The sequence below is a fragment of the Neolewinella sp. genome, assembly GCF_965214665.1.
Classification (GTDB): Bacteria; Bacteroidota; Bacteroidia; order Chitinophagales; family Saprospiraceae; genus Neolewinella.
This window is the reverse complement of sequence record NZ_OZ243970.1, coordinates 1,974,012-1,999,062: the sequence shown is the minus strand read 5'-3', so window position 1 is coordinate 1,999,062 and position 25,051 is coordinate 1,974,012. Positions and strand designations below refer to the sequence as shown.

Here is a 25,051-nt window from a genome sequence, read left to right as displayed (position 1 = left end):
TGACCCCGCGGGCCGTTCGTACGTTACCCCCCTATGACCGCTAACCCCGAAAACAAGCTACGCGCCCGCACCGAAGCCCTGCTGGAAGCCCTTACCGCCGGGCTTTACGAGCGCGACCGTGCCATGGGACTGGCGCTGCTAACGGCCGTAGCCGGGGAGAGTATCTTCCTACTAGGCCCCCCCGGGGTGGGCAAGAGCCTGATCGCCCGCCGCCTCAAGTACGCCTTTCGCGACGGGGTGAGCTTCGAGTACCTCATGTCGAAGTTCTCTACGCCGGATGAGGTCTTTGGCCCCATTTCGATCAAGAAGCTGCGCGACGAGGACAAGTACGAGCGCCTCACCGACCGCTACCTGCCGGGGGCCAACATCGTATTCCTCGACGAGATCTGGAAGGCCGGCCCCGCCATCCAAAATGCCTTGCTGACCATCCTCAACGAGAAGATCTACCGCAATGGGGAGGAGGATATGAAGGTCGACATCCGCGGCATCATCACGGCCAGCAATGAGCTGCCGCCGCGCTCGGCGAACCTGGCTCCGATCTGGGACCGCTTCCTGGTCCGCCTGGAACTAGGCAAGATTAGCCAGTACCAGAACTTCGTCAAGATGGTGGTCGATACCCAGGATGTCTACGAAGACAATATCGCTACCGCCACCAAGCTCTCCGAGGAGGAGCTCGACCACTGGAGCACCGAGATCGACGCCACCGAAGTACCGGCCGAGGTGCTCAACACCCTCCAGCTACTCCTCTACAAGATCGAGCAGTACAACGCCCAGCCCAATAACGCGCCCAGCCAGCTGCTGATCTACGACCGGCGCTGGAAAAAGGCCGTCCGACTACTACGCGCCTCCGCCTTCCTCCACGGCCGCGACCGGGTCAACCTCATGGACTGCTTCCTGCTCGAGCACTGCCTCTGGAACAGCCCCGAGCAGCGGGAGGTAGTGCGTGAGATGATCGTCGATGCGGTACGCAAGCACGGCTACTCCGTGGCGGTGAATCTGTCTAGTTTAAAGAAGGAGGTGCGCGAGTTCGAGTCCGACGTACGCGAGGAGACCCGCATCAAGCTGGTGCAGGAAGAGGAGCAATTACTCCCGGTACAGGAGAGCTACTACGAGCTGGAAAAGGACCTGAGCCAGTTCCGCGGCGTACTGGTCACCATCGAGCAGTTTCGGGGGCTGAGCGACCGGGAGTTCAGCAGCGTCAACTTCTACGACGAGGAGAAGAATCTCGTCAACCGCATCCGGGGCCGCAAGGGGCCGCGGGAGAATACCATCGAGGTCAACTTCAACGGCACCGATACCGTCTTTCGCCTCAAAACCCATCTAGTGGAGCGGCAGGAGGTAATCCGCAAGACGCCCCACCGCATCCTGCAGGAGTTCTGGGACGAGCGCACGGAGCGGCTGCGCACCTACATCGAGCAGCAGCTGGCAGGCATCCGCGAGCAGGGGCCGGATGAGCTACGGGGGATCGAGGATCACCTCTTTGTGGAGGCGGCCTTTGCTACGGTAGTATCGGCGAATCTGGAGGAGGTGCGCGATGCGCTGGAGGATCTGCTGCTGCGGCTGGAGAAGCTGCACTTCGAGTATGCTGGTCAGTAAAATGCTGCCTCCGGCAGCGGCAGCAAAATGCAGCCTCTGGCTGCGCTAGACTCCCCCGTGTTGCTACTTATGTTACTCCGGTCGCCGCCAAGGCGGCTCTCGCCCCGATAGCTATCGGGGGAGGCTGCTACGTCTACCGCTGCCGGAGGCAGCATTGTACTTTGTGGTATGACCGTCGCCCTATTCATCCCCTGCTACATCGATCAATTCTACCCCAGGGCCGGCATCGCCACCCTCCAGCTCCTGGAACGCGTAGGCTGCACCGTCGTCTACCCCCGCCAGCAAACCTGCTGCGGCCAGCCCCTGGCCAATAGCGGCATGGAGCAGGAGGCCCGACCCATCTACACCCACTACGTCGACACCTTCAGCCAGTACGAGTACATCGTTTGCCCATCAGGCAGCTGTGTCTACCACGTCAACGCGCATTACGATGTACTGGAGCAAAGCGAGGCAGTGCGAGCCGTACGTGAGCGGACCTTCGAGTTAGCTGATTTCCTAATCAACGTGGTGGGGGTAGAATCCCTCGATGCCCAGTTCGAGGCACGAGTGGGTATTCACAATAGCTGCCACGGACTACGGGGGCTGCGTCTCGGCCACGGCTCCGAGCGGGTGGGGGCCGACTTTAGCTACTACCGCTACCTCCTCGATATGGTCGAGGGCGTGGAGCTGGTGCCCCTGGATCGGGTGGATGAGTGCTGCGGCTTCGGCGGCACCTTCAGCGTCAATCAACCGGAGCTATCGACGAAGATGGGCCGCGACCGCCTGGCCGATCACCTGCGCAACGGTACCGAGGTGATTACTAGCGGGGACATGAGCTGTTTGATGCACATGGAGGGGCTAATCCGCCGGGAGCAGTTGCCGCTGCGGGTGATGCACGTGGCGGAGATTTTGAATAGCCGGGTTACCGCCGGTATGACTTCCCGTTAGGACTGGATAACTACCACAGAGAGCGCAGAGAACACAGAGGTGTTACTGAAGACGTCTCTGCGTCCCTCTGTGCACTCTGCGGTTCAAACCCGGTGCCGCCAGGCGCCTCCAACGTCAGCTCAAAGTTTCACCACCAATCCCAGGTTAAGCCGCGTGCTCTTACCGATGTACTCACCGCCCGGCACGTAAGCCCCACCGCCCACCACCCCCAGCCAAGGCACCACCGGCACATACAGCGTAGCCCCCAGCCGCCGCCAGCTACTCCCACTCCCGGCCGTAGCCGTCTGTACCGCCGAGCCGCCCTCCAGGGCGGTGACGAACTCCAGCCAGCCTTCTACGTAGAAGTAGCGCGCGCCGTAGCCCGTGCGCAGCAGCAGCGGCCAGGTCGAGCGGCTCTCGGGGGCAAACTGAAAATCAATGCCCGACTGCGCGTGCAGGAAGAAGCCGTTGTCGAACTGGTACTGGTACACCAGCCGGCCCTGGAAGACGGTAGCCCGCTGCCCGATGGCGGCGATGCCGGTGGTAGCGTAGTCGCCGACGGGGAAGCTCAGTCCCACGGCCGTGAATACCCGGTGAGTAGCATTGCGGGTGGGGGATTCCAGGTTCATGTATTTGATCCATACGGAGGCGTCCTGGAGGCTGCCGCGGTCCTGGTCCGTGCGCAGGTAGGGGAGGGTGGCTACCAGGGCGGTCTGCTCGTTCAGGCCGGCCTCTAAAAATAGGCTGTAGCTGGTAGTGGTGATCTCGCGGTCTTCCGCTACGCCCCCCTCCCCGAAGTAGGTGCCGTAATGCTCGCGGCTGTAGGCGGGCGCCAGGGTGAAGCTGCCCTTCTCGACGGGAAAACCACCGATGGGACCCTGGCCGTACACGCCCAGGGAGGCAAGTAGTAGTACCTGCGTGCAGCGCCCCCCTAGCCCTAGCTTTCTCATGGTGTAGCCTATCTTTGGCGGCTCATTCGACCCACCCCCCTTTGAGCGATAGCCTGGTCATCATACCCACCTATAACGAACGCGAGAATATCGCGCGTATGGTGGAGACGGTGTTCGGCCTACCGCAACCCTTTCACCTCCTGGTGGTCGATGACGGCTCGCCCGACGGCACGGCCGATGTGGTACGTGAGTTACAACAAAGATACCCCACGAAGCTGCACCTACTCGAACGGGCCGGAAAATTGGGACTAGGCACCGCCTACCTCGACGGTTTCCGGTGGGGACTCAAGCGCCCCGAGCAGTACCAGTACTTTTTTGAGATGGACGCTGACTTCAGCCACACGCCGGCCGACCTGATTCGCTTACGCGCCGCCTGCCATGACGGTCCCGGTGACGTAGCCGTCGGCAGCCGTTACACCCGGGGCGGTAGCGTAAAGAACTGGCCGCTCGACCGCATTATTCTTTCCTACGGCGCGAGTCTGTACACCCGTATGGTGACCTGGATGCCCGTCAAGGATCCTACGGCGGGCTTCATGTGTTACTCCCGCCCGGTGCTGGAGGCGATGAATTTCAATAAGATTCGCTTCATCGGCTATGCCTTTCAGATCGAGATGAAGTACACGGCCCGTGAGCTGGGGTTCAAGATCGTGGAGGTACCCATTACCTTCACCGACCGGGTGGCGGGCAAGAGTAAGATGCACAAGTCGATCATCCGCGAGGCGGTGTTCGGGGTGCTGAGCCTGCGGCTGCGGTAGGTGATACCCGTCGGACGCTTTTAAAGCGTCCGACGGGTAACGAGCGCCACCCAGTCCCCCTCCCCCGGCGGCACCAGGCGCACCACCCCATCACTGGCCAGCACCCGCTCCCCCTTATCGATCAGCTCGCCGCCCTCCCGCGGATCGTACCACCGCACCGTAAACTCCCCCTCCGCCCCGCTCAAATCAAGCTTCGCCGGCTGACCGAAGGGCGTAGCTACGGCGTACACCTCCCCGGGCTTGGCAAAGCAGAACTGCTGCTCGCCGGCCGTGAGCTCGTTGTGGGCCCGCATGTCCCAAAAAGGTAGGTGGTCGCGGAAGAACTCCCGGGCGTGGGCCGTCCAGCGGTAGGCGCGCTCGCGGGTGCGCCAGTCTTCGAGGTTGAGATCGTTGTTAGGGCTACGGGCGCCGTAGTACCACTCGGCCCCCGCGCCGCCGGCCAGAAGGTTGCCCCAGAGGGCCAGGGCGCGTAGGCTGTCTTGGTTGTTCGGTACGGCATCGTCGGGATCGAGGCCGCGCCACCAGGGGCCGATCTCGTCGAGGGTGATGATCCAGGGGGCACCGGCCTCGGCGCTGAGCTTCAGCCACCTGGCCGTCACCTCGTTGGTGGTCCAGGGCCAGCCGAGCTGAAGGGAGAGTCCGTCGAGGTCTGTAGCTCCTAGCAGTGGACGGTAGATCTCCGCAAAGGCCTCCTCCCCCGGGTGGGTGTGCAGCACTACATAGTTCTGGTAGGGGTCGTTTTCGGCGAACCACTCGATCACGGCCCGCTGCTGGTCGTTGTCCTGGGCGGTCTCGGACCAATTGTTGGGGCCATTCTCCTCGCCCAGGTTCCAGGTCACGGCGCGGTGGTGGCCGAAACGGGCCACGAGCTCGCGGAAGTACAGCCGGCGCTGCGGACCGGTATTACCCCCATCCAGGAGGGTTTCGTTTTCGGTCTCGTTGAGCACGAAGTGCAGCATCATGCCCAGGCTATCGGCGTGGTCGAAGACGATCTCCCACTGCTCCAGCTTGCTCACGTCGAAGCGGCTGAACTCATCGTGGCTGGTGTAGGGCCACACGTCCTTGCCGTCGCCGTTGATGTTCATGGTCAGGAAGTAGATGCTGTTCACCCCGGCACCGTGGAGGTAATTGATGCCACCGATGAGCGCCTTTCCCTTTCCGTTCCAGGCGGGGTCGCCGGTGCGGTAGTCTGGTAGGTGCGCCGCGTACTCGTGGAGCCCCTCGGCCTTGCTCTCCCCCTCCCGAAAGTCGTCACTATGCCGGTACGTTCCATCGAAGTCGGCGTAGGCCAGCAGGTTTTCCGGACTGTTGACGCCGGATTTAATGAAGTAGTCGCCGCTTTCCGCCCAGCGCAGGTAGCGGGGGTGATCGCGGATGAGGCGGCCGGTTTCGCCAGCTTTGGCGGGGCCGGCGTAGAAACCACCGCTGTAGCGCTCCACAACCTTGGTTGCACCAGCCCCAATAGCTATCGGGGCGCCTAGGTAGGCATTTTTGCCCTCCACGAGCTGACCGGTGTAGCTCCACTCCCCCTCCCGGTCGGGGCGAAAACGGACCTGCCACGTACTGCCCTGGGTAGCACCCGTATAACCCGCCCGCCCGTCAGCCGCGTAGAAACCTGGCACGGTAAGCTGGCGATCGCCGTTGGTGAAAGTGACGTCGAGGCGGTAGTCGGTAAAGGGGTTGACCGCGGCCTGCTCGCCGGTCATGGGGCCGGGAAAGGTCAGGGTCATCTCCTGCCACTTGGCTACCTCGGGGAGGATGGTCTCTACGGCCGTGCGGCAAGTAGTGAATAACAGGGCGAGAAGTAACAGCAGGGGGAAGCGCACTGGGGGGTGGTTTCCGGTAAACTTAAGGAAACTCGGCAGACGAGCCTTACCGCTCGCTTGGCGCGAGCGATAAGGAACTCGGCTGACGAGCGTCGCCGTTCTGGGGGGTACCGTATAGCTCCATCCAGCGGTGCATCTCCCAGAGCATGTGGAGGATACTCTCCTCGGCGGCGTAGCTGTGGTCCTCGTAGGGCAGCAGGCAGAGGCGGGCGGTCTTGCCGAGGTTGTCCAGGGCGGTGAACATGCGCTTGCTCTGTACGGGGTAGGTGCCGCTGTTGCTGTCGTCCTCGCCGTGGATGAGCAGCAGCGGGCTATCGATCTTATCGGCGTGCACGAAGGGGCTGAGCCGCACGTAGGTGTCCGGTACCTGCCAGAAGGTGCGCTCCTCAGCCTGAAAGCCGAAGGGGGTGAGGGTACGGTTGAAGGCCCCGCTGCGGGCGATGCCCCCGGCAAATAGATCGGTGTGGGCCAGCAGGTGGGCGGTCATGAAGGCCCCGTAGCTGTGGCCGCCGACGAAGATGCGGTTGGGATCGGCCACGCCGCCGTCGACCAGTTTGCGCACTGCGGCCTCGGCGTTCATGCGTACCTGCTCGATGAAGGTCTCGTTGGGCTCCTCCTCACCCTCCCCGACGATGGGCATGGCGAAGTCATCGAATACGGCGTAGCCCGCCGCCAGGAAGGGGAGGGGAGAGAGCGGACTGATGCGCCGAAACTGATGGGCACTACTGGTGACCTGCCCGGCCTTATCGGCATCTTTATACTCCTGGGGATAGGCCCACATGAGGATGGGCAGGGGGGCGTCGACACCGGCTCGGAAGCCCTCGGGGGTGTGGAGCTCGCCGCTGAGCTGTACGCCGTCTTCGCGGGCGTAGGTGAGCAGCTCGTACTGGGTGTGCTGGAGCTGGGGGTAGGGGTGGGGGAAGTTGGTTACCCGGGTTTCCGCGCCGGTGATGAGGTGGCGCAGGAAGAAGTTGGGCCGTTCGTTACTCTGCTCGCGGGCTAGCAGGAAGGAGTTCGGATCCTGGTCGAGGAAAAATAATGGGCGCTCGAAGTAGGGTGGGGTCGACTCCCAGAGACGTGTCTTGGCTTTCGTGACCAGGCTTAGCGCGTCGACGAAGGGGCGCGGACCGTCGGGGCTGTGGCCGTTGCCGACCATGATCAGGGTCTGGCCGTCATCGCGCGTCAGCAGTACGCTGTGGTCACTCGGCAGCGAGGTGGTGATGACACTGCCGGGATCGTTGTAGTTGTCCTCCCAGTTGTGGTCGAAGAGCACCTCCGGCTCCCGCTCGGGCTCGTCGGGATACCAGCGCCGCGTCACCTGTCGGCGGGTGGCCCACTCCCAGTCGATGGCGATGGCCAGGTCGCCACGGCCCCAGCGCAGCGCCCCAAAGCGGAGGGGCAGTTTGATGCTTGGCTGCGGATCGCCAGTGAAGGGTGCCTCCAGGTAGTAGAGCTGCTCGCGGTAGTCGGCTGGGGTACGGGGATCGCCTCCGTCGAGGGCCTCGGTCCAGTAGAGCTGGGCGGGGTGGTCGCTGCGCCAGCTGTAGCGCCGCGGCTGGGTGATGACGGCCCCAAAGGCGGGCGGCAGGTGCTCCACGGTCGGGCGTTGGGTGAGCTCACGCACTACGTAGCCCTCCTGGTCGAGCAGCTGCACTTTATCGGCGAACTTGTCGTAGGGCACATTGAAGCTAAAGGGCTCCACCACGTAGGTGATCACGAAGTACTTGCCGCTGGGGGAATCGCCGAGTCCGGCGATGATACCGGGCTCCGCCCACGCCTTTTCCTCCCCGGTATCCAGGCGGTGCATGTAAAGCTGTCCGGTAGCGTAGTAGCGGAAGAGCGCCACGTCGTACTCGTTTTCCAGCAGGTTGGTGTAGGTGCGGTTGGCTCCTTCCTTGCCGGAGGAGTCCTGTACGGTGGGTCCGGTGACGGATTTCGTCCGCTCCGGTTTTACCTGACCGGCAATGCGGCGCTTGATGAGAAAGCGGTCGTTGCCGATAAAATCGTAGGGCACCCCACCGAGGCTGTTGTTGATATCGGCCTCCCCAACGGCGTAACACTCACGGCTGTTGCGGTTGGCCGTCCAGAGCTGGAGACCGTGCTCCGTGACCAGACAAAAGGCGACCTGCAGACCATCCGGCGACCACGTAAAGTACCGGTAGCTGCCCTCTTCGGGGAGCCCGATGAAGTGGTGGTCTTCTCCGGTCGAAAGTTGGTGTAGCCGCGGGTTATGGAAGCCGCGCGTCCCGTAGGGGGTAAATGCATCGGGATTGATCTGCCGGCCGGCCAGCTTCACCTTCGGCTCCCTGAGCTCCTCGATGCTGGGGTACATCGGCCGGTCGGCGATCACGATGTAGTCCGGGTCGGGCCCGAATAGCATCAGCGGATCGGGCTTCAGGTTAACGAGGTCGGCGATGGGCTGGGGGGGGCGTTGGTAGACCAAGGGGTTAAGGGGGTTAAGGCGTAAAGGGCGGATGGTGGAGATGTAACAGACAATACGGGCATGACGTGATACAAAAGCACACTACATACCGCCAGTGGAAAAGAGGGGCGGGGCCGCAGGTGCAGTATTGACCATAGGTGCGTCCCCATCTGACGAGCGCAGCGAGCATTGCCGCCTCCTTAACCCCTTCAATCCTTAACCCCCTAACCCCTTGCTACTCTTCCTGATCGTAAGCAGCATCCTGCGTATCGATGACCATATTGGTGATCGTATAGTCGCCGAACTTTTCGAGGTGGTTGAAGGCTAAGTTATCGGGCCAGGCCTTATCGTCCTCGACCCACTCGGAGAGCAGGTTTTCGAGGATGGGCATAAAATTCTGTTCCAGCCAGTCTTCTGCCTCCTCCATTTCCTCGAAGTCGGGCAGTAGGTAGACGGTCGTCAGGTCGGAGGTGTCGTCGAAGTCGATCTCTTCTTCCAGGCTAGCGTCCTCGCGAATGGCCCAGCGGAGTAAGGCTTCGCTCGGAGTGAGGATGAGCGCGTAGCGGTTGATGTCGAACAGTTCCATGTGGGTATTCTTGTGGGAGTGGTAACGTTGTGGGCGGGGGGGGAAGTTTAGGCGGGGTGCGGGGGGCTACCTACACGATTTATTGATGCCTAACACGTAATTTTTCACTACCTGAATCTGGGGTGCGGCCTGCGCCCCGTCGAAGCCGGAAATAGCACCATCCCGCAGCTCGGTGGCGGCGTAGTCCGTGAGCCGCTTTGCCAGGGGCACGTAGCTCCAGTGCCAGCGTTCTTCCTCGTAGCCGGTGGACCGGGCATCACCCTTAGGCGTGTAGGGCTGGCAGAAGCCGTAGTCGGCGGCGTGGGTGGTGAGCCAGTCGTAGATCCGCTTGCCCTCCCCGGCGTCGAAGTAGTCATTGGTCAGAGCGTTGAGGTCAATGTCGGTGCCCCAGTGGTGGCGGCTGGTACCGGGCATGGAGGAATACCGCAGGATGGCCCGGGCCCGGTCGGCGGGATCGGGGTACACCTCATCGGCCTTTTCGGTGCCCTCCAGCAAGCGCTCGCCGCGCCACTTGGCCTCCCAGATCTGCTTCTGGCGGGCGAAGTTGCGGGTGGCGGAGACGATCACGAGCTTCACCCCGTCGGCTTCAGCTGCTGCGTACATCCGCTCAAAGGCGCCGTAGGTGTCCCGGTGTAGGAGGTAAGGGTCGCCGTCGGCGTAGCGGTCGGCCACCGGTACGAAGTCAGGGTGCTCGGAGGGGTCGAATTTCCCGGTGATGTAGGCGTAGCTTGGAATGGCAGGAAAACTGTCAATGGCAATGGGCGGGGGCGCAGGTGCAACGGAAGTCGCGGCGGGCGGGGCGGAAGCTCCACAGCCCAGGAGCAGCAGGAGAGTAGGTAGAAGGAAATGCATACGCCGCTAAGGTAGCTGCCCCGGACTTACTTCGCCACCACCGCCGAAAGTCTCATCAGGAAGTAGACCTCGAAACCGGTGTACACCAGGTAAAGCCAGAAGAAGGGCACGATGAAGAGTTTATTCGCCGGGGCCCCCAACAGTACGTAGCCCACTACCAGCAGGCCACACAGCAGCATCTTCACCATGGTCAACCCCAGGAACACGTTGCTGAATAGCATGCGATTCTCCGCACCTGCGCTCCGCCGCCCCAGGAAAAATAGGGCTACGCAGATGAAGGCAAATACCAGCCCCGTCGCGATCGTGAACGGCACGGCGTAGTCGATCGCCAGCAGCCAGTGGCACAGGAACGCACCCAGGGCCGCCAGTCCACTTACGGCCGCCAGTAGCCCGAAAAATCGCGAGGTGAGCATGTGGCAAAAGTACGATGCGGCTTGCAGCCGCGCCGTGCCGCGCAACTTGCAGTTGCGACAGCTTCAGTAGTCCGCGTAGACCACTTCGATATACGCTAACAGATCCGCACACTCCTCGTCCGTTAGATCCGGATAGATGGGCATTACCGTAGGTTTCCATTCGTTCCAAACCGCGATGGCCCGGGGGTGCCCCTCTCCAATCAGTTTCTGACTCGATTGTATCCAGGTATACAGGTCTTCGCGTGGGTGAGCTGCCCAGCGCTCCGTGACGCCTCCGAGTGCCGGACCGGTCAGCACATCCTTCATACTTTGAGCATGACACACCCCGCAGCCATTTATCTTCCATACATCCTTACCGCGCGAGGGATTTGGGATTGAGTCCGGTAGACCCGCGTATGATCCAAATATCGCCGGGACAATGGCACCACTATCGATGAGTCGAGGTTCCTCAGTGTGCGCAGAAGTAGAGCGCCAAAGAATCATCGTCAGACCAGTGATCACAATGCAGGCGATCGCAGTCTGTAGCGTCAGTAAGAACAGGCGGACGTTCATGGCGGATGCTTTTACTAAAGTTAGTCCTTCCACCGGGCACCGGCAAGCTTGATAACAGTGTTTACACTCGTTCTAAACTAGCCCTGCTCGTCGACCTCTCCTCGTCGGCCGAGCTTTGCGCAGCTTAGCTCGTCCGCCGAAGATCACCGCTCCGTGAACCGCCCCACCCAGCCACCGCCCCGGCCTAGCGGCAACGTCAGCTCCTGTCCGGCCTCCACCACCACCCGCTCCATCTTGTAATCCTCGGCGTAGCGGTCGTGATTCACGCCATCGCGGTAGAGCTCCAGCTCGTAGGTGCCGGCCGGTAGGAAGTCTAGCGATACGGTCAGCTCACGGGCGGTGGCGTTGTTGAGGGCGCCGAGGTACCAGTCGCCATCCATAGCCTCCCGGGCTACCACGACGTAATCGCCCACCACGCCGTCGATAGGTACGGTCTGCCGCCAGGTCGTGGGCACGCTCGTGATGAACTCCGTCACCTCCGGCTCCTTCAGGTAGGCGGTGGGGGAGTCAGCCAGCATCTGGAGGGGCGATTCGTACACCACGTACATCGCCAGTTGGTGGGCGCGGGTACCCAGGCTCATCGGCCGACTGAACACGAAGTGGTGCTGCTCCGGCTGGGCGTTGCGCATGGCACCTGGCGTGAAGTCCATCGGACCGGCCACCATCCGAATGAAGGGTAGCGTCACGTCGTGCTCCGGCCCCACGCCGCTCTCCGGATTGCCGAATTTATACCACTCCAGCCCCTTGAGCCCCTCGCGGGTGATCACGTTGGGGTAGGTGCGGTGCAGACCGGCGGGCTTGTAGGCACCGTGGAAGTCGATCAGGAGCTTGTGCTCCGCGGTCGCCTCGGCCATTTCCCGGTAGTGGTTCACCATAGCCTGGTCGTCGCGCTGCATGAAGTCGATCTTCACCCCCGCGATGCCCCACTGCTCGTAGAGGGCCGTCGCTGCCTCCAGGTTCTCGTAGAAGGGCTTGTAGAGCCCCCAAAGGATCAGCCCCACCCCCTTCTCCTTACCGTAGGCCGTCAGCGCCTCCATGTCGATCTCGGGCACGGCGGTGAGCACGTCCTCCGTCGGCGACCAGCCCTCGTCGAGGATCACGTAGGGGATGCCGTAGTCGGCCGCAAAGTCGATGTAGTACTTATAGGTCTCGGTGTTCATCCCGGCCGCGAAGTCCACCCCGTATACATTGTTGGCGTTGTACCAGTCCCAGGCCGCCTGCCCGGGCCGTACCCAGCTGAAGTCCCCTTGCGCCTCGTCGGCCAGCAGGTAGGTCAGTTGGTTGTCGAGCAGTCCGGCGGCCGTTTCGCTCACGCCAAGGATCCGCCAGGGAATTTGCGCTCCCCGCTCGGTCACCGCGACGTAGGCATGGCGCTCGAAGGTTTCCGTACGATCGTTCACGTCGGAGATATCCTGCGGCACCGCCGGATGAGTACCCGTAAGGCCCTCTGCCTTAGCGCGCACCCACAGTCCCGGAAAGTCATACAGGTTACTCTCCGATACGAACACGTGGTAGCCCGTAGGCAGTACCGCCAGTAGCGGCAGGCTCGCCAGGCTATCGGCAAAGTCCGCCGGCGTGCCCCGCAGGTACACCCGCTCGTTGTGGCTGTAGTAGCTCTCCTCCTTGGGAAAGAATAGCTCGCTGGTGGGGTCCAGCCGCACGTCGAACGATTCCTCGGTCAGCTCCCCGGCCGGTAGGTTGCGCAGGCGGTAGGCCAGTCCGTCGTTGTACAGGCGTACATCCACCTCGGTACCGTCGCGGTAGGTGAGAGTTTGCTGGCGGTAGGACTCGGGTATCTCCGTCCGCTTCGTCGCCACCTGCGGCGTTACACTTCCGCCGACTTCGGTAATATCGCTAAGCTGTGCCCGGCCGGTAGGGTAGGCATCGGGTCCGTACTGGAGGCGGATGTCTTCTACGCGCAGTACCTCCTCGTCTCCGGCGTACAGCGTCAGGCTCAGCGGGGTGCGCTCGGTCATTTCTACCCGTAGATTTCCATCGGGGGAGGGCAGGACGGTTTGGGCGGGGACGCGGGTGCAGAGGCCTAGGAGTAGGGCGGTGAATAGGGCGAGTCTAGTCATGAGGCTAAGGTAGGGCTCCGCTGGGAAGGGCTCCCCTTCCAGGGAAGCTAGAGACCGTGCCGCGTTTCGTAACTACCGTCCCTGGAAGGGGCACCCTTGCTTGCGGAGGGGTGGAAGAGAATGGCAAAGCCATTTTCTGAATCCCTCCGCAAAATGATCCACCAGCTAAATCCGCCACCCCACCAAAATTCCCAGCCGCACATCCGTAGCCGTCAGCACCCCGATAGCCCGCTGGTAGAGCGCCTCCTGCCCATCTCCGCCCCCGAAGGAGACGGCCCGGCCCAGTCCGGCATTAAGCTCGAAGACGAAGCCACTCGGAGCCACCCACTTGTGGCCGGCCAGGATGCCAAGCGCCGCCCGTCCCGTGGTGACCCGCTCATCGGTGTCGCGGTCGATGCCGGTGAGGCGACCGAGCTTGCCGTACCCGCCCACGAAAAAGCGGTCCATGGTTTTGCGCGGCGCGAAGTAGTAGCGGTATTCGGGAATCAAGCGCAGGTTGCGGTAGCTGTACTCGTCCTTGTTGTCGAACGAGATACCCAGTCCGGAGTAGCCCGCCCCGATGGACACCGCCGACTGCGCCCCAAGAGGAAATTCCGCCGCTAGGCCCAGCCCCCCGAAGATGGCCGAGCCTGCGTTGAGTTTGGCGTCGACCTGGGCGGTAGCGGTTACACACGCCAGGAAAAAGAAGAGAATGAGAAGTACTGTTTTCATGGGGGTAAAATTGCTTGGTTATGGGGTTAAATGTATTCCTGACGGTGATTTATGTGCGGTTTGTGTGGGGGTTTAACTATAGATTAGGACACGCGTTAGCATCAACTTAAACGTAGGTAGTCTTCGGCCATCCCTGAAATCCCGACGGGTCTCCACGCAGCCAGAGGCTGCATTTTTCTGCCGCTGCCGGAGGCAGCATTGTACTACCTTCACCCCATGCCCACCCCTCTCCAGCTCAGCCCAGAATTCAACTACGCCCTGGAGCGGATGGAGGCCGGCCAGCACCTATTCATCACCGGGCGGGCCGGCACGGGAAAGTCGACCCTACTGCAAATCTTCAAGCGCAGCACCCGCCGCAACGTCGTCGTACTGGCCCCGACCGGCGTAGCGGCCCTCAACGTGGGCGGACAGACCATCCACTCCTTCTTCAACTTCCCACCCAGGCTGCTGCAGTCGAAGGACGTGCGCCCCAATCGCCGCAACCGCCGCCTGTTCATGAACCTGGAAACCCTGGTGATCGACGAGATCAGCATGGTGCGGGCCGACGTGATGGAAGCCATCGACTACGCCCTGAAGCTCAACCGGGAAAATGGGGAGTCCTTCGGGGGGGTGCAACTGATTCTCTTTGGCGACCTGTTCCAGCTGCCGCCGGTGGTGAGTAGCCAGACGGAGCGGGAGTTCTTCAGTCTGCGCTACGCCAGCCCCTATTTCTTCAGCGCCGATGCGCTCGACCACGTTGACCTGGAGATGATCGAGCTGGAAAAGGTGTACCGCCAGGACAGCCGCCACTTCCTGCGCCTACTGGAAAGTATCCGCAACGCCACCGTCGACCGCGAGGAACTTGCCGATCTCAACGCCCGCTGCCTGCCCGACTTCGAGCCGCCGGAGGGGGAAAGCTACCTGACCCTGGCCGCCCGTAACGCCACGGTAAGCAAGATCAACGCCACGGCCCTAGCCGAGCTCGACGCCCCCGAGATGCTCTACACGGCCGAGGTAAAGGGCAACTTCCCCGAAAAGCTCTTCCCCGTGCCCCAGCTGCTCAAGCTCAAGGTCGGCGCGCAGGTGATGACGCTGCGCAACGACCCCGACCGCCGCTTCGTCAACGGCACCATCGGCACCATCACCCAGTGCAAGCCGGAGTCGGTCAAGATCGAGATCGTCGAAAACGGCAAGCCGGTCGAGGTGGAGGTCGAGTACGACGAGTGGGACATCATCCGCTACACCGCCGATACGGCCGATGTGCGCAAGATTGCCACCGAAACCCTGGGCACCTACCGCCAGCTCCCCGTGCGCCTGGCCTGGGCTGTAACCATCCACAAATCGCAGGGCAAGACCTTCGATAAGATCATCGTCGACCTGGGCCGCTCGGGGGCCTTCGAGCACGGGCAGACCTACGTGGCCCTGAGCCGCTGCCGTACCCTGGAGGGCATCGTGCTGCGCCAGCCGCTGGGCCTGCGCGACGTCCTGGTAGACCCGGAGGTGGTGCAGTTTTATGAGGGGCGGCGGTGAGGAGTTAGATCAAGGTCTCGTAGATCCGGTAGTTTTCTGTATCGAAGCAGACGAAGTATACGTCCGTGATGGACTGGGCGGTAAAGTCGCGCACCGCCCGTACCGCTACCTCCGCCGCCCGCTGTTTCGGAAAGCCGTATACCCCGGTGCTGATGTTGGGAAAGGCGATCGAACGGGCGTCCTGCTGCTCCGCCAGTGCCAGGGCGTTGAGATAGCAGTTGCGTAGGAGCTCGTCTTCGTCCTTGTTCCCTCCAGTCCAAACGGGTCCCACCGTATGAATAACCTGCTGAGCGGGTAGTCGACCGGCAGTCGTGATCACAGCCTCCCCCGTCTTGCAGCCGCCCTGCCGCGCCCGTATCTGTCGGCATTCGGCCAGGATGTCCGGTCCGCCCGCCCGGTGGATGGCCCCGTCGACGCCCCCGCCGCCGAGAAGGCTGGAATTGGCGGCGTTGACGATGATGTCTACGGTAAGGGTAGTGATGTCGGTCTGTAGGAGGTGAAGCTGCATGATTAAACGGTCTAACAACTAATAGTACGCCAAATCGTTGGACGCTCTGGGATCAGCTAACGGTAGCTGGACCCACCAAATGTACCCTATGCGCACCAACTTCGACGTCATCGTGATTGGCGGCAGCTACGCCGGTCTCTCCGCCGCCATGGTGCTGGGCCGCTCCCTGCGCCATACCCTCATTATCGACGGTGGCGACCCGTGTAATAAGCGCACTCCTTACGCCCACAACTTCATCACTCACGACGGGGAGTCCCCATTAGAGATTGCCGCCCGGGCGCGCGAGCAGGTACTGGCCTACGAGTATGTTAGCAGGATCGAGGATCAGGCGACGGAATTGGATGGGGAAGACGGGGCGTTCATACTCGGCACGACCACAGGCACTACCTATACCGCAAAGAAGGTGGTTTTTGCTACCGGCCTGCACGATGGGCTACCGGACATCCCCGGTGTACTGGAGTGCTGGGGTAAGACCGCCATCCACTGTCCCTACTGCCACGGCTACGAGATCCGCGGTCAGCCTACCGGTCTGCTGCTCAACAACGACCACGTCCCCTTTATGACCCGCCTGATCGGTAATCTAACCGATGAGCTTACGCTATTTACCAATGGCCCCGCCAATTTTGACGTGCAGGAGATTGAGGGCAGTGGAGTACGGGTCATGCAGCAGTCTATTGATGAGCTCCAGCACGAAGATGGAAACCTACGGGCTGTCTGTCTGGCGGATGGTACGGCCGTACCCCTCACTGCCTTCTACCTTCATCCCCACCTCAGTCAGAGGTGCGCCCTACCAGAAGCTGTCGGATGCACCCTTGACGAAGACGGATTCCTACAAGTCGATGATCGCGGGCTTACTACCATAGCCGGTATCTACGCCGCCGGCGACTGCACGACGATGATGCGCTCCGTGGCATACGCTACGGGTAGTGGCAACAAAGTAGGGGCCATGGTGAATGCTGGGTTACTCCTCTAGTATAATCGCAGATACTCCTACTGCTCCTGGTTGTAGAAGTATTTCAGCGTGGGAGTAATGCGCCAGGCGACCAGCAAGCGAGCATTTAGCTCCGAATCGGCAGGATTGCTGCTGGTAGTCCAACTGATAACAGAACAGTCGGCCGGAAGGGGTACCGTATCGCGGGTGGACGTAGCTAGGGTATACAAAGCCGCTGTTTCGCAGGCATTGTTGCCAAACTCCGGCCGGTCAGCATTGGTAAAGATCAGGCCGATTAGGAGTAGAACAGCTCCATAGCCGAGCCGCCGGTGACCGCGCAGCGTTCGCAGTAGTCGGAGCGAACCGGCCCCGTACGCTAGGAGCAAAGCCAGGGTGACCGGAAGAATGGTGTCGTAGCGAAGGGTGTAAGGACGGTACTCCCGGTAGCCGCCCAGGGGTAGTAGGAGCAAATAAAGCCCTGTGAACAGGATAACCCAGGTGTATAAGCTGAGGACCCTACCGGCTGCTTCCCCCCGGGTTCGGCGCAGCAGTATATAGTTGAGCGCCAGGCCACCAAACAGCAACGGAAAGGCTAGCTTCTGGGTGAACTGCCGGTAGATGCCTGCGGGTAGAAGGGCATACCGCTCCACCAGGGGTAGCTCCTCGACCAACCCGAGACTGTTGTACCGTCCGATCCAGAGTGAGTAGATCGACAACGCAACCATCAGCGCCCATAGCAGCACTAGCGCGATGGGTAGGCTGCGGAGATGGTTAACGGTAGCCGCAGGCCCCTTCCGCAGCAGGTAGCCACCCGCCACCGCCGTGAGCACCAGCACCGCACCCGGATTGAGCGGGCCGCTCAGGCAGACCACTACGCCAAGTAGCGCCAGCAGCAGACAGCCTAGCACGGATACCTTCCATGGTCTCCGGTGATACACGTGATCCGCAAAAGGAAGGAGGAACAGGAGCAGCAAGGCCGCCGGTAGGGCGTAGAAAAAGGTGTAGGTGATCGACGGATCGATGATGCCAAGGTGCGACCGATAACCACTGGCCTGGAAAAAGGGCACTAGCATGAGGGCGACCCCCAGAAAGGGTAGGGCGTACAGGACCTGGCGACCGACGATGCTCCGCGTGAGCAGATAGAGCAGCAGTAGCTGCACGGCAGTCTTAGCCAGGGCACTAGCCAGGTATACACTGCGCACCGGGTCCACAAAGTGCTGTAGCCACACTGGTAAGTTAAGCAGGTAGCTGCGAAAGCCCCAGTGACAGAAAAACCGGTTCGGATTCGGGTAGGTCTTACCGGTTCGCCAGGTCTGTAGCCCCAACGGATCGTGCAGGATGGGGTCGACCTCCGTGGCGGGCACCAGGTTCCAGGCTACGTCCCCGTCAATGGGTTGGTGGTAGTGTTGCACCGCGGAGTACCCAGTATCTACGAGCAGCAAGAGGATGATTATGGCACGGACCCAGGTGTACCGGTCGGGATGTCTAGCGTAGTCAGTCACAAGTCCCTCACCACATAAGGCCACCCCTCAAACTGCTCAGCCCCCGCCGCCGTCACATCCACCGTCCGCGGCCAGCACTCGAAGGTCACCGTACGCCCCACCGGGTCGAAACGGATAAAGCCAAAGCCCGCCCCGTGGTCCGGCTGATCCGGATTGGCGTAGGCCAGCATCGTGATGGGGTTGTCAAAGCCGTCGCGGTACTCGCCCAACCAGGGCAGATCGACCCCCTCTCGCGCATTCGGCCCGGCCTGCTCGCTGGCCGGCCACCACCAGCGGCTGTAGTAGTTGTTGACGATGGCCGGCACCAGGAAGGCGTAGGGGCCGTCATTAAACTCCTCAATGCCGTGGTGAATCACCGTGGCCAGGTGCTGATCGCCGCCGATGTGCACGGCCCCGGCGTCGCGAATCAGACGCAGCGCCTTGTTGCGCCCCGTCTGTGGCCAGCCGTTCGAATCCATGTCGGCGTGGAGGCGGTTATCGAGCTGCCCGTGGATGTGGGCCCCGTTGGCAAAGCCGGTCTGGGAGAGCACCGCCTTCATTCGGTTCTCCGCACCCCGATAGCTATCGGGGTCCCCGCCCCACTGCTCAAGAAAGCTGAGCTGCCGCTCGCCGAGTAGCTCCAGACCGGCTACGTCGACGGTTGCGGGGTCGTAGTCTGGGTTACGAATGTGGTCCGGGCGGGGGCCCTGCTGGGGAATCTTGTCCTTCGGACCAGACTTGAATTTACGGTCCTCGATGATGGCAAAGTCCACCGAGCCCAGCGGGTAGTCTGTATAGTAGACGCCGATGCCCTGAGCAACCGGGGTGGGATCGTAGGGGTCGGGTAGGTGGCTAGTCTGGGCCCGCTCGACCATTTTTACGTAGTCGGGATCGTAATAGTAGCCGCCGTCGTCACCCTCCACGCGCTCGGCTCGTTTACCGCCCTCGCCCCATAGGTTACCCTGCCCAATGTCGTGATCGTCGGGGATACTCACCATGGGCCGGTGCCGGAATACCTCCCGAAACTGCTTACCGAAGAGTAGCCAGGCCGCCGTGTGCTCCTTATGGAAGTACGACTGGTCGCCGGCGAAAAAGACCAGGTCGGGGTTCAGGGCATTAATGTTGCGCACGTACTCCTCGCGCCCACCGGTGTCGTTGCTGGAGTTGCAGCTCAGGGCGGCCACGGTGACCTCCTCACCCGCCGGGGGTACGTGGCGGATAGTGCCTTCGAATGCAGCTCCGTTCTCGTGCCGTAGCCGGTAGGACGTGTCCTCGTTTTCGGGCCAGTCCTCCACGCGGAACAGGGCGTGCCAGCCGATCTCGTTCACCTCCTGCTTGCCGTATTCCTGCCACTCACCGTCGCGCTCGAAGTCCAGGTACACCGTGCGCGACTCGGCGGGGTAGAGGGGGTAGAGCTGGGCGGAGAGCTTCAGTACGCCGTTTGCTACCGTGTAGGCACCGAAGGCGACGATGGAGTCCCGACCGATCTTTAGGTTAGTGATGCGGCTGGCGTCGCGCGTCCACCAGTCGTTGGTAGCCAGTACATCCAGACTATCGAAGGGGGCGACCCGATAGCTATCGGGATAGATAGCGTCGGGCTGCACGTCGGTCACGTCGGTCTGGGGCGCGCGTGCGCAGGTGCAAAGGAAAAGGAGTAGGGGGGTGAGGGCGTAAAGGGATAGAGGGAGCGTGCGGAGGATATCTAGCATGGTGGTAACCTGATGTACGGAATGGATTTATACTGTGGCGCTACTACTCCCCCCGAAACTGCATATAGTGCCGATCTAACTCCTCGGAGTCCTCATAATAGGCACGCATATCCGTGAGCTCGGACTTTAGCTGATCGACCACCTCGGCGTATTCCGGGTCGTCGTAGACACTCCGTAGCTCCCGCGGGTCGGCCTTGCGGTCGTAAAGCTCCCACTCATCGACGTCGTCGTAGAAGTGCACCAGTTTATAATCCTCGGTCACGATGCCGTAGTGGCGCTTGACCATGTGTACGGCGGGGTACTCGTAGTAGTGGTAGTAGACGCCGTTGCGGGTCCAGGAGGAGGTATCGCCGGTCAGTAGCGGCATGAGGCTTTCGCCCTGCATGTCGTCGGGCTGGGGCAGGCCGGCGGCATCGAGGAAAGTCTGCGCAAAGTCGAGATTCTGTACCATCTCGGAGCTACGCGATCCGGGCTCCACCACGCCGGGCCAGCGCACTAGCAGCGGCGTCTTAAAGCTCTCGTCGTAGATGAACCGCTTATCGAACCAGCCGTGCTCGCCCAGGTAAAAGCCCTGATCGGAGGTGTATACTACGATGGTATTTTCGGCCAGTCCGCTCGCGTCGAGGTAGTCCAGCAGGCGTCCTACGTTGTCGTCGACCAGGGAGATACAGGCCAGGTAGTCCTGCATGTAGCGCTGGTACTTCCAGCGCATCTTTTCCTCGTCGGTCATGGTGGGCCAGTTCTCCCTGAAGTCGGCCGCGATTTTGTCCAGGGTAGGTTTGTAGGCGGCCTTCTGCTCCGGCGTGGCGCGGTTGTAGGGGCCGTAGAAACCGTTCTCGTACTGCTCCATATCCGGTTTCAGGTCGCTACCCATTGCGGCCTGTACCTCGGGGTACACCTTGCTGTCGTGGCCGTACTGCATGTGGTCCAGCAGGTTCATCTCCGCGGTGTGGGCCGCCGTGCCGCGCCCGCTGTAGTCGTCGAAGAGGGTGGGGGGCTCGGGGAAGGTCTTTTCGTAGTACTCGGCAAAGCGCTCCGGCGTGGGCCACCAGGGCCGGTGGGGAGCCTTGTGCAGGTACATCATCATGAAGGGCTCGTCGCCAGCTTGCCCGTTTTTCTTCAGCCAGTCGAGCGTCACATCCGTAATGATCTCCGTCGCGTAGCCCTGGATGGTGGTATCGCCCCGCGGGGTGATGAAGTCGGGATTGATGTAGTTGCCCTGCCCCGGCAGGATCATAAAATCATCCACCCCCTTCGGATTATTCCCGAAGTGCAGCTTACCAAACATGGCCGTCTTATACCCCCCCTGCTGGAACAGCTGCGGAAAGGTCGTCTGGGCGGTATCAAAGGGCATCCGGTTATCGATCTTGCCGTTGAGGTGGCTATGCTTGCCGGTCAGGATCACGGCCCGCGAGGGCGCACAGATCGAGTTGGTCACGCAGGCGTTGCTGAATAACATCCCCTCCTCGGCTAGGCGGTCGATGTTGGGCGTCTCGATTAGTCGGTCGTCGTAGGCCGAGATGGCCTGGTAGGCGTGGTCGTCCGACATGATGAAGATGATGTTGGGTGGACGGTTTTGGTCGGCGCTACGTTCAGAGGCGTCGGTGTTGCCGCAGGCGGTGAGCAGGGCGGCTAGGGCCAGGAGCGGAAGGAGGCGGTACATGCGGGTGGGTTGGGAAGTGGCTAAGATAGGGAATGGGGGCGGGGCCGCGGGTGCCACCGGTCGTCCGGCAGCGCGGAGTAGTCGAATACAGCAGGGATGTACCGGGTGCTCCCACGACTTTCCGTTGCACCGGCGACCCCGCCCCCCCGTTTAGTTGTTGCTTCTACACAAGCCACCCCCCATGATCGTCCTGACCATCCTCTCCATCCTGCTCGTTGCCGCCCTGATCTATATGTTCAACCAGTGGAGCAACCACCGTATGCCCGGTAAAAAGCGCCGCGGCCGGGTACTGAGCGAGCTGCAGCAGGACATGGACCGGTGGAGCCCCCAACTCATCAAGATGGACCGCGAGGAGCTCGACCTCTTCAGCCTCACGCAGGACAAGCAGGTGGTCAAGACCAGTGGAGCCGGCAAGACGGCCAAGGGCACCTTCACGACGATCTTCAACGAGCCCGTAGTGAGCTATAGCTACCGCCGCTTCCTGGGCAAGCAGGTCAACGAACTACTCTACGCCCGCACCGCCGAGCACGACTACGTGTACTGGACCGATAGGGGCAAAACCAAACTGGAAATCGACAGCCAGCCCGTGGGCACCCTGGAGGGTAAGCGGCTACTGGGCGAGCGTACCGGTAAGGAACTGGCCCGCATCGCCACCGAGGCCCGCGAAAATTACCTGCCCGTGAGCGTGGGTAACCGCGAGGTGGGGGCGCTCACCAATCTACCCACCACGTCAAGCGACGGACTCAGCCAGCGGGCCTTCGAGTTCATTCCCGAGGACCTGACGGAGAAGGAGGAGCAGTTGTTGCTGGGGTTGGCGGTGCGGGAGCTGGTGGGGCGTAGCTTGCCTGCCTAGCGGCGGCAAGGGTTCACCACGGAGGAAACAAAGGCGTTAGCTGCGCTGCTGCCTACGGCGGTCACAAAGGTTTCACAGACACAGTCATGCATACTCTGTGAAACCTCCGTGAAACCCTCTGCCGCCTCCTCAGTGGTGAACCTTCGCGCCGCCAGGCGCACCCTACATATTAGCAATAATCTCATCCCCAAACTCAGAGCACTTCAGCAGCGTGGCCCCCTCCATCTGCCGCTCGAAGTCGTAGGTGACCCGCTTCTTGCTGATGGCCCCCTCGATGCCCTTGATGATCAGGTCGGCCGCCTCGGGCCAGCCCATGTAGCGGAACATCATCTCACCGGAAAGGATGACCGAGCTGGGGTTCACCTTGTCCTGGCCGGCGTACTTCGGCGCCGTGCCGTGGGTAGCCTCAAAGATCGATATGCCGGTGGTGTAGTTGATGTTGGCTCCCGGCGCAATACCGATACCGCCCACCTGTGCGGCCAGGGCGTCTGAGATGTAGTCGCCATTGAGGTTAAGGGTAGCGATGACGCTGTACTCCCTGGGCCGCAGGATGATCTGCTGCAGCATGGCATCGGCGATGACATCCTTGATTGTGATCTCGCGGCCATCATCAGTCTTTAGTACGTGCCAGGGCCCGCCGTCGAGGGGGGTGGCACCGAAGTCCTCGGCGGCCGTCTGGTAGCCCCAGTCGCGGAAGCTGCCCTCGGTGAACTTCATGATGTTGCCCTTATGCACGAGAGTCACGCTGTCCTTACCGTTGTCGATGGCGTACTGAATGGCAGCCTTGACCAGGCGGCGGGTTCCTTCCTGACTCACGGGCTTGATGCCGATACCCGTAGTGTCCGGGAAGCGGACCTTGGCGTAGCGGTCGGGGTAGGTCTCCTTCAGCCAGCTTAGAAAGGCCTTATTCTCCGGCGTTCCCTCGGCGAATTCAATGCCGGCGTAGATGTCCTCGGTGTTCTCGCGGAAGATGATCATGTCCACGTCCTGCGGATTTTTAACGGGGCTGGGCACGCCGCTGAAATACTGCACGGGGCGCACGCAGGCGTAGAGATCGAGCTTCTGGCGCAGGGCCACATTGAGCGAGCGGATACCGCCGCCGACGGGGGTAGTCAGCGGGCCCTTGATGGATACGAGGTACTCCTCGATGTTATCGAGCGTAGCCTGGGGCAGCCACTCTCCGGTCTCATCCATGGCCTTCTGGCCGGCCAGCACCTCCTTCCACACGATGCTGCGCGCTCCGTTGTAGGCCTTCTCTACGGCAGCTTCGAGTACGCGGTGGGCGGCGGCCCAGATATCGGGACCGATACCATCCCCCTCAATGAAGGGGAGGATGGGGTCGTTGGGTACGTTGAGTTTGCCGTTGGCGATGGTGATCTTGGATCCGCTCATGTGGTGGGTTGGGTTGATGTGGTTGTGGCTCCGCCCGGGGGCGGCCGGCAAAAATAGGTAAAAGTTGCGGGCCTCGATACCTATCGGGGCAGGTGCAGGCTGGATAGAAAAACGGGCAATTCCCCAGTGGCTAGACAAGCACATTTTGCCGACCCGGTTCGTTAGTCTGGTATGTCCATCGTCCGCGTTGCCGCCTGGTTGATCACGATCGCGCTGGTCCTTGCCCTCATCGTGCTGGGCAAGAGCTACCTGGTGCCCATCGTCGTGGCACTCGTATTCTGGTACCTGGTTAACGCCCTCAACGATCAGTTCCAGAACTTGCCACTCGGAGGTTTCCGCCTGCCTAACGCGGTTACCCTACTGATGTCACTGGGCTTTATCGTTCTGGGGCTGTACTTCATCTCGGACATGATCGTCAATACGGTCAATGGTTTCGTGCAGGAAAGCGACGTGTACCTGCCCCGGATCGAGCAGCAGATCGCCAACGTGTACGCCCGCCTGAGAATTGACCGGCCCCCGCCCAGCATCACCCAGTTGCGTATCGGCCAGGAGCTACTCGGTAACCTTGCCCTGGTTTTTGCCGGGGTCACGAGTGCGGCTAAGGGGGTAGCCCTCGTGCTGCTGTACGTCCTTTTCTTCCTGGTCGAGCAGGGTAGCTTTCCCAGGAAGCTACGGGCCCTCGGTCTGGATATGCGCAGCAGTACCCGCTTTGCCTTCGTGCTTCAGGAGATCAACACCGCCATGCGTACCTACCTGGGCGTAAAGACCCTGACCAGCATCGCTACGGCAGTGCTCTGCTTCATCATCTTTCAGGTGATCGGACTAGACTACGCCCTTTTCTGGGCCTTTCTGATCTTCCTGTTTAACTACATCCCCACCATCGGCTCCATCACCGCCACGGCCCTACCCGCCCTGCTGGCCCTGGTACAGTTCGACACCCTCACCCCCTTCCTGGTGGTCGTCATCGGCGTAACCATCGTGCAGCTGCTCGTCGGCAACATCATCGAGCCCCGCCTCATGGGCAGTACCCTCAACATCAGCCCTCTGGTGGTGGTGCTCTCCCTCATCCTCTGGAGTATGCTCTGGGGCATCGTGGGTATGCTACTGAGCGTGCCGATCACGGTGGCCATCATCATCATCACCGCCCAGTTTCCGCAGACGCGTGCCGTAGCCATCCTACTGAGCCGCAATGGGGACGTGAATACGCGGAAGCTGAACCGGCCGGGACGTAAGGAGAGCGAGCATAGGGAGGGGGTGGTGGAGGCTGAGGATGCTACTACTATCGCCTGAGGGGCCTCGCACGCGCTTCGCGCTTTGCTCCGTGTAATCTGTTTACTATAGTTCAAAACAAGGCAGCT

The 25,051-nt window shown here is 61.6% G+C and carries 21 protein-coding genes; 7 read left to right on the top strand and 14 right to left on the bottom strand.

From position 1 onward, the window contains the following. Window positions 1-33: 33 nt before the first annotated feature. Together ACOOHD_RS08840 and ACOOHD_RS08835 are read left to right on the top strand one after the other, a co-directional pair. Window positions 34-1,596, top strand: coding sequence for an AAA family ATPase (locus ACOOHD_RS08840; RefSeq protein WP_420461206.1), 1,563 nt, complete (start codon window positions 34-36; stop codon window positions 1,594-1,596). A gap of 168 nt (window positions 1,597-1,764) precedes the next feature. After that, entirely contained in the window at window positions 1,765-2,523 is a 759-nt protein-coding gene (locus tag ACOOHD_RS08835; RefSeq protein ID WP_420461205.1) for a (Fe-S)-binding protein, read from the top strand. A gap of 119 nt (window positions 2,524-2,642) precedes the next feature. Here the strand turns inward: ACOOHD_RS08835 and ACOOHD_RS08830 are convergent, their stop codons facing one another. Next, window positions 2,643-3,452 (bottom strand): transporter, encoded by an 810-nt coding sequence (locus tag ACOOHD_RS08830; RefSeq protein WP_420461204.1) that lies wholly within the window; start codon window positions 3,450-3,452, stop codon window positions 2,643-2,645. A 41-nt stretch (window positions 3,453-3,493) separates the two neighbouring features. Here ACOOHD_RS08830 and ACOOHD_RS08825 point away from each other — a divergent pair, with 41 nt between their 5' ends. Next, window positions 3,494-4,207 carry a polyprenol monophosphomannose synthase gene (locus tag ACOOHD_RS08825; protein ID WP_420461203.1) on the top strand — a complete coding sequence of 238 codons (714 nt, stop codon included), beginning with the start codon at window positions 3,494-3,496 and terminating at the stop codon, window positions 4,205-4,207. A gap of 20 nt (window positions 4,208-4,227) precedes the next feature. Here the strand turns inward: ACOOHD_RS08825 and ACOOHD_RS08820 are convergent, their stop codons facing one another. The 8 genes from ACOOHD_RS08820 to ACOOHD_RS08785 all read right to left on the bottom strand — a co-directional run bounded on the left by ACOOHD_RS08820 (window position 4,228) and on the right by ACOOHD_RS08785 (window position 13,647). Continuing rightward, window positions 4,228-6,033, bottom strand: coding sequence for a DUF5060 domain-containing protein (locus tag ACOOHD_RS08820; RefSeq protein WP_420461202.1), 1,806 nt, complete (start codon window positions 6,031-6,033; stop codon window positions 4,228-4,230). A gap of 46 nt (window positions 6,034-6,079) precedes the next feature. After that, on the bottom strand, window positions 6,080-8,476 hold the full coding sequence (locus ACOOHD_RS08815; RefSeq protein ID WP_420461201.1) for an alpha/beta hydrolase family protein: 2,397 nt from the start codon (window positions 8,474-8,476) through the stop codon (window positions 6,080-6,082). A 214-nt stretch (window positions 8,477-8,690) separates the two neighbouring features. Then, the gene (locus ACOOHD_RS08810; protein ID WP_420461200.1) at window positions 8,691-9,041 is read right to left on the bottom strand and encodes a hypothetical protein; all 351 of its coding nucleotides are present in this window, start codon (window positions 9,039-9,041) and stop codon (window positions 8,691-8,693) included. Window positions 9,042-9,107: 66 nt separating this feature from the next. After that, the gene (locus ACOOHD_RS08805; protein ID WP_420461199.1) at window positions 9,108-9,893 is read right to left on the bottom strand and encodes a M15 family metallopeptidase; all 786 of its coding nucleotides are present in this window, start codon (window positions 9,891-9,893) and stop codon (window positions 9,108-9,110) included. Between the two features lie 26 nt (window positions 9,894-9,919). After that, window positions 9,920-10,306 carry a hypothetical protein gene (locus tag ACOOHD_RS08800; RefSeq protein ID WP_420461198.1) on the bottom strand — a complete coding sequence of 129 codons (387 nt, stop codon included), beginning with the start codon at window positions 10,304-10,306 and terminating at the stop codon, window positions 9,920-9,922. A 63-nt stretch (window positions 10,307-10,369) separates the two neighbouring features. After that, window positions 10,370-10,789 carry a c-type cytochrome gene (locus ACOOHD_RS08795; protein WP_420461419.1) on the bottom strand — a complete coding sequence of 140 codons (420 nt, stop codon included), beginning with the start codon at window positions 10,787-10,789 and terminating at the stop codon, window positions 10,370-10,372. Between the two features lie 212 nt (window positions 10,790-11,001). Further along, window positions 11,002-12,936, bottom strand: coding sequence for a glycoside hydrolase family 97 catalytic domain-containing protein (locus ACOOHD_RS08790; RefSeq protein WP_420461197.1), 1,935 nt, complete (start codon window positions 12,934-12,936; stop codon window positions 11,002-11,004). A gap of 165 nt (window positions 12,937-13,101) precedes the next feature. Continuing rightward, the gene (locus tag ACOOHD_RS08785) at window positions 13,102-13,647 is read right to left on the bottom strand and encodes a DUF3575 domain-containing protein (RefSeq protein ID WP_420461196.1); all 546 of its coding nucleotides are present in this window, start codon (window positions 13,645-13,647) and stop codon (window positions 13,102-13,104) included. Between the two features lie 216 nt (window positions 13,648-13,863). On the opposite strand from ACOOHD_RS08785, the gene ACOOHD_RS08780 reads away from it, so the two are divergent. Continuing rightward, entirely contained in the window at window positions 13,864-15,156 is a 1,293-nt protein-coding gene (locus tag ACOOHD_RS08780) for an ATP-dependent DNA helicase (RefSeq protein ID WP_420461195.1), read from the top strand. A 4-nt stretch (window positions 15,157-15,160) separates the two neighbouring features. Here ACOOHD_RS08780 and ACOOHD_RS08775 read toward each other — a convergent pair whose 3' ends face one another. Continuing rightward, window positions 15,161-15,664 (bottom strand): O-acetyl-ADP-ribose deacetylase, encoded by a 504-nt coding sequence (locus tag ACOOHD_RS08775; RefSeq protein ID WP_420461194.1) that lies wholly within the window; start codon window positions 15,662-15,664, stop codon window positions 15,161-15,163. A gap of 88 nt (window positions 15,665-15,752) precedes the next feature. Here ACOOHD_RS08775 and ACOOHD_RS08770 point away from each other — a divergent pair, with 88 nt between their 5' ends. After that, window positions 15,753-16,637: an NAD(P)/FAD-dependent oxidoreductase gene (locus tag ACOOHD_RS08770; RefSeq protein WP_420461193.1), complete on the top strand. Its 885-nt coding sequence runs from the start codon at window positions 15,753-15,755 to the stop codon at window positions 16,635-16,637. Between the two features lie 17 nt (window positions 16,638-16,654). Here ACOOHD_RS08770 and ACOOHD_RS08765 read toward each other — a convergent pair whose 3' ends face one another. Genes ACOOHD_RS08765 through ACOOHD_RS08755 form a run of 3 tightly spaced genes read right to left on the bottom strand, consistent with a single transcriptional unit; the run spans window position 16,655 to window position 21,448 of the window. Further along, complete coding sequence (locus ACOOHD_RS08765) at window positions 16,655-18,037, bottom strand: hypothetical protein (protein WP_420461192.1); 1,383 nt, start codon at window positions 18,035-18,037, stop codon at window positions 16,655-16,657. 56 nt (window positions 18,038-18,093) lie between these two features. Continuing rightward, on the bottom strand, window positions 18,094-19,785 hold the full coding sequence (locus tag ACOOHD_RS08760; protein ID WP_420461191.1) for a hypothetical protein: 1,692 nt from the start codon (window positions 19,783-19,785) through the stop codon (window positions 18,094-18,096). Between the two features lie 43 nt (window positions 19,786-19,828). Beyond that, a complete protein-coding gene (locus ACOOHD_RS08755) occupies window positions 19,829-21,448 on the bottom strand; it encodes a sulfatase (protein WP_420461190.1) in 1,620 nt (539 codons plus the stop codon). Window positions 21,449-21,629: 181 nt separating this feature from the next. Between ACOOHD_RS08755 and ACOOHD_RS08750 the strand changes: the two genes are divergently transcribed. Beyond that, the gene (locus tag ACOOHD_RS08750; protein WP_420461189.1) at window positions 21,630-22,301 is read left to right on the top strand and encodes a hypothetical protein; all 672 of its coding nucleotides are present in this window, start codon (window positions 21,630-21,632) and stop codon (window positions 22,299-22,301) included. A 162-nt stretch (window positions 22,302-22,463) separates the two neighbouring features. Here ACOOHD_RS08750 and icd read toward each other — a convergent pair whose 3' ends face one another. Next, entirely contained in the window at window positions 22,464-23,693 is a 1,230-nt protein-coding gene (icd, locus tag ACOOHD_RS08745; protein WP_420461188.1) for an NADP-dependent isocitrate dehydrogenase, read from the bottom strand. Window positions 23,694-23,864: 171 nt separating this feature from the next. Between icd and ACOOHD_RS08740 the strand changes: the two genes are divergently transcribed. Then, complete coding sequence (locus tag ACOOHD_RS08740; protein WP_420461187.1) at window positions 23,865-24,983, top strand: AI-2E family transporter; 1,119 nt, start codon at window positions 23,865-23,867, stop codon at window positions 24,981-24,983. Window positions 24,984-25,051: the final 68 nt, after the last annotated feature.

Bases quoted from the DNA above. Each gene is read 5' to 3' on its own strand.
- ACOOHD_RS08840 (WP_420461206.1), top strand. From the start codon at position 34: ATGACCGCTAACCCCGAAAACAAGCTACGCGCCCGCACCGAAGCCCTG.
- ACOOHD_RS08835 (WP_420461205.1), top strand. From the start codon at position 1,765: ATGACCGTCGCCCTATTCATCCCCTGCTACATCGATCAATTCTACCCC.
- ACOOHD_RS08830 (WP_420461204.1), bottom strand. From the start codon at position 3,452: ATGAGAAAGCTAGGGCTAGGGGGGCGCTGCACGCAGGTACTACTACTT.
- ACOOHD_RS08810 (WP_420461200.1), bottom strand. From the start codon at position 9,041: ATGGAACTGTTCGACATCAACCGCTACGCGCTCATCCTCACTCCGAGC.
- ACOOHD_RS08805 (WP_420461199.1), bottom strand. From the start codon at position 9,893: ATGCATTTCCTTCTACCTACTCTCCTGCTGCTCCTGGGCTGTGGAGCT.
- ACOOHD_RS08800 (WP_420461198.1), bottom strand. From the start codon at position 10,306: ATGCTCACCTCGCGATTTTTCGGGCTACTGGCGGCCGTAAGTGGACTG.
- ACOOHD_RS08795 (WP_420461419.1), bottom strand. From the start codon at position 10,789: ATGATTCTTTGGCGCTCTACTTCTGCGCACACTGAGGAACCTCGACTC.
- ACOOHD_RS08790 (WP_420461197.1), bottom strand. From the start codon at position 12,936: ATGACTAGACTCGCCCTATTCACCGCCCTACTCCTAGGCCTCTGCACC.
- ACOOHD_RS08785 (WP_420461196.1), bottom strand. From the start codon at position 13,647: ATGAAAACAGTACTTCTCATTCTCTTCTTTTTCCTGGCGTGTGTAACC.
- ACOOHD_RS08780 (WP_420461195.1), top strand. From the start codon at position 13,864: ATGCCCACCCCTCTCCAGCTCAGCCCAGAATTCAACTACGCCCTGGAG.
- ACOOHD_RS08775 (WP_420461194.1), bottom strand. From the start codon at position 15,664: ATGCAGCTTCACCTCCTACAGACCGACATCACTACCCTTACCGTAGAC.
- ACOOHD_RS08770 (WP_420461193.1), top strand. From the start codon at position 15,753: ATGCGCACCAACTTCGACGTCATCGTGATTGGCGGCAGCTACGCCGGT.
- ACOOHD_RS08760 (WP_420461191.1), bottom strand. From the start codon at position 19,785: ATGCTAGATATCCTCCGCACGCTCCCTCTATCCCTTTACGCCCTCACC.
- ACOOHD_RS08755 (WP_420461190.1), bottom strand. From the start codon at position 21,448: ATGTACCGCCTCCTTCCGCTCCTGGCCCTAGCCGCCCTGCTCACCGCC.
- ACOOHD_RS08750 (WP_420461189.1), top strand. From the start codon at position 21,630: ATGATCGTCCTGACCATCCTCTCCATCCTGCTCGTTGCCGCCCTGATC.
- icd (WP_420461188.1), bottom strand. From the start codon at position 23,693: ATGAGCGGATCCAAGATCACCATCGCCAACGGCAAACTCAACGTACCC.
- ACOOHD_RS08740 (WP_420461187.1), top strand. From the start codon at position 23,865: ATGTCCATCGTCCGCGTTGCCGCCTGGTTGATCACGATCGCGCTGGTC.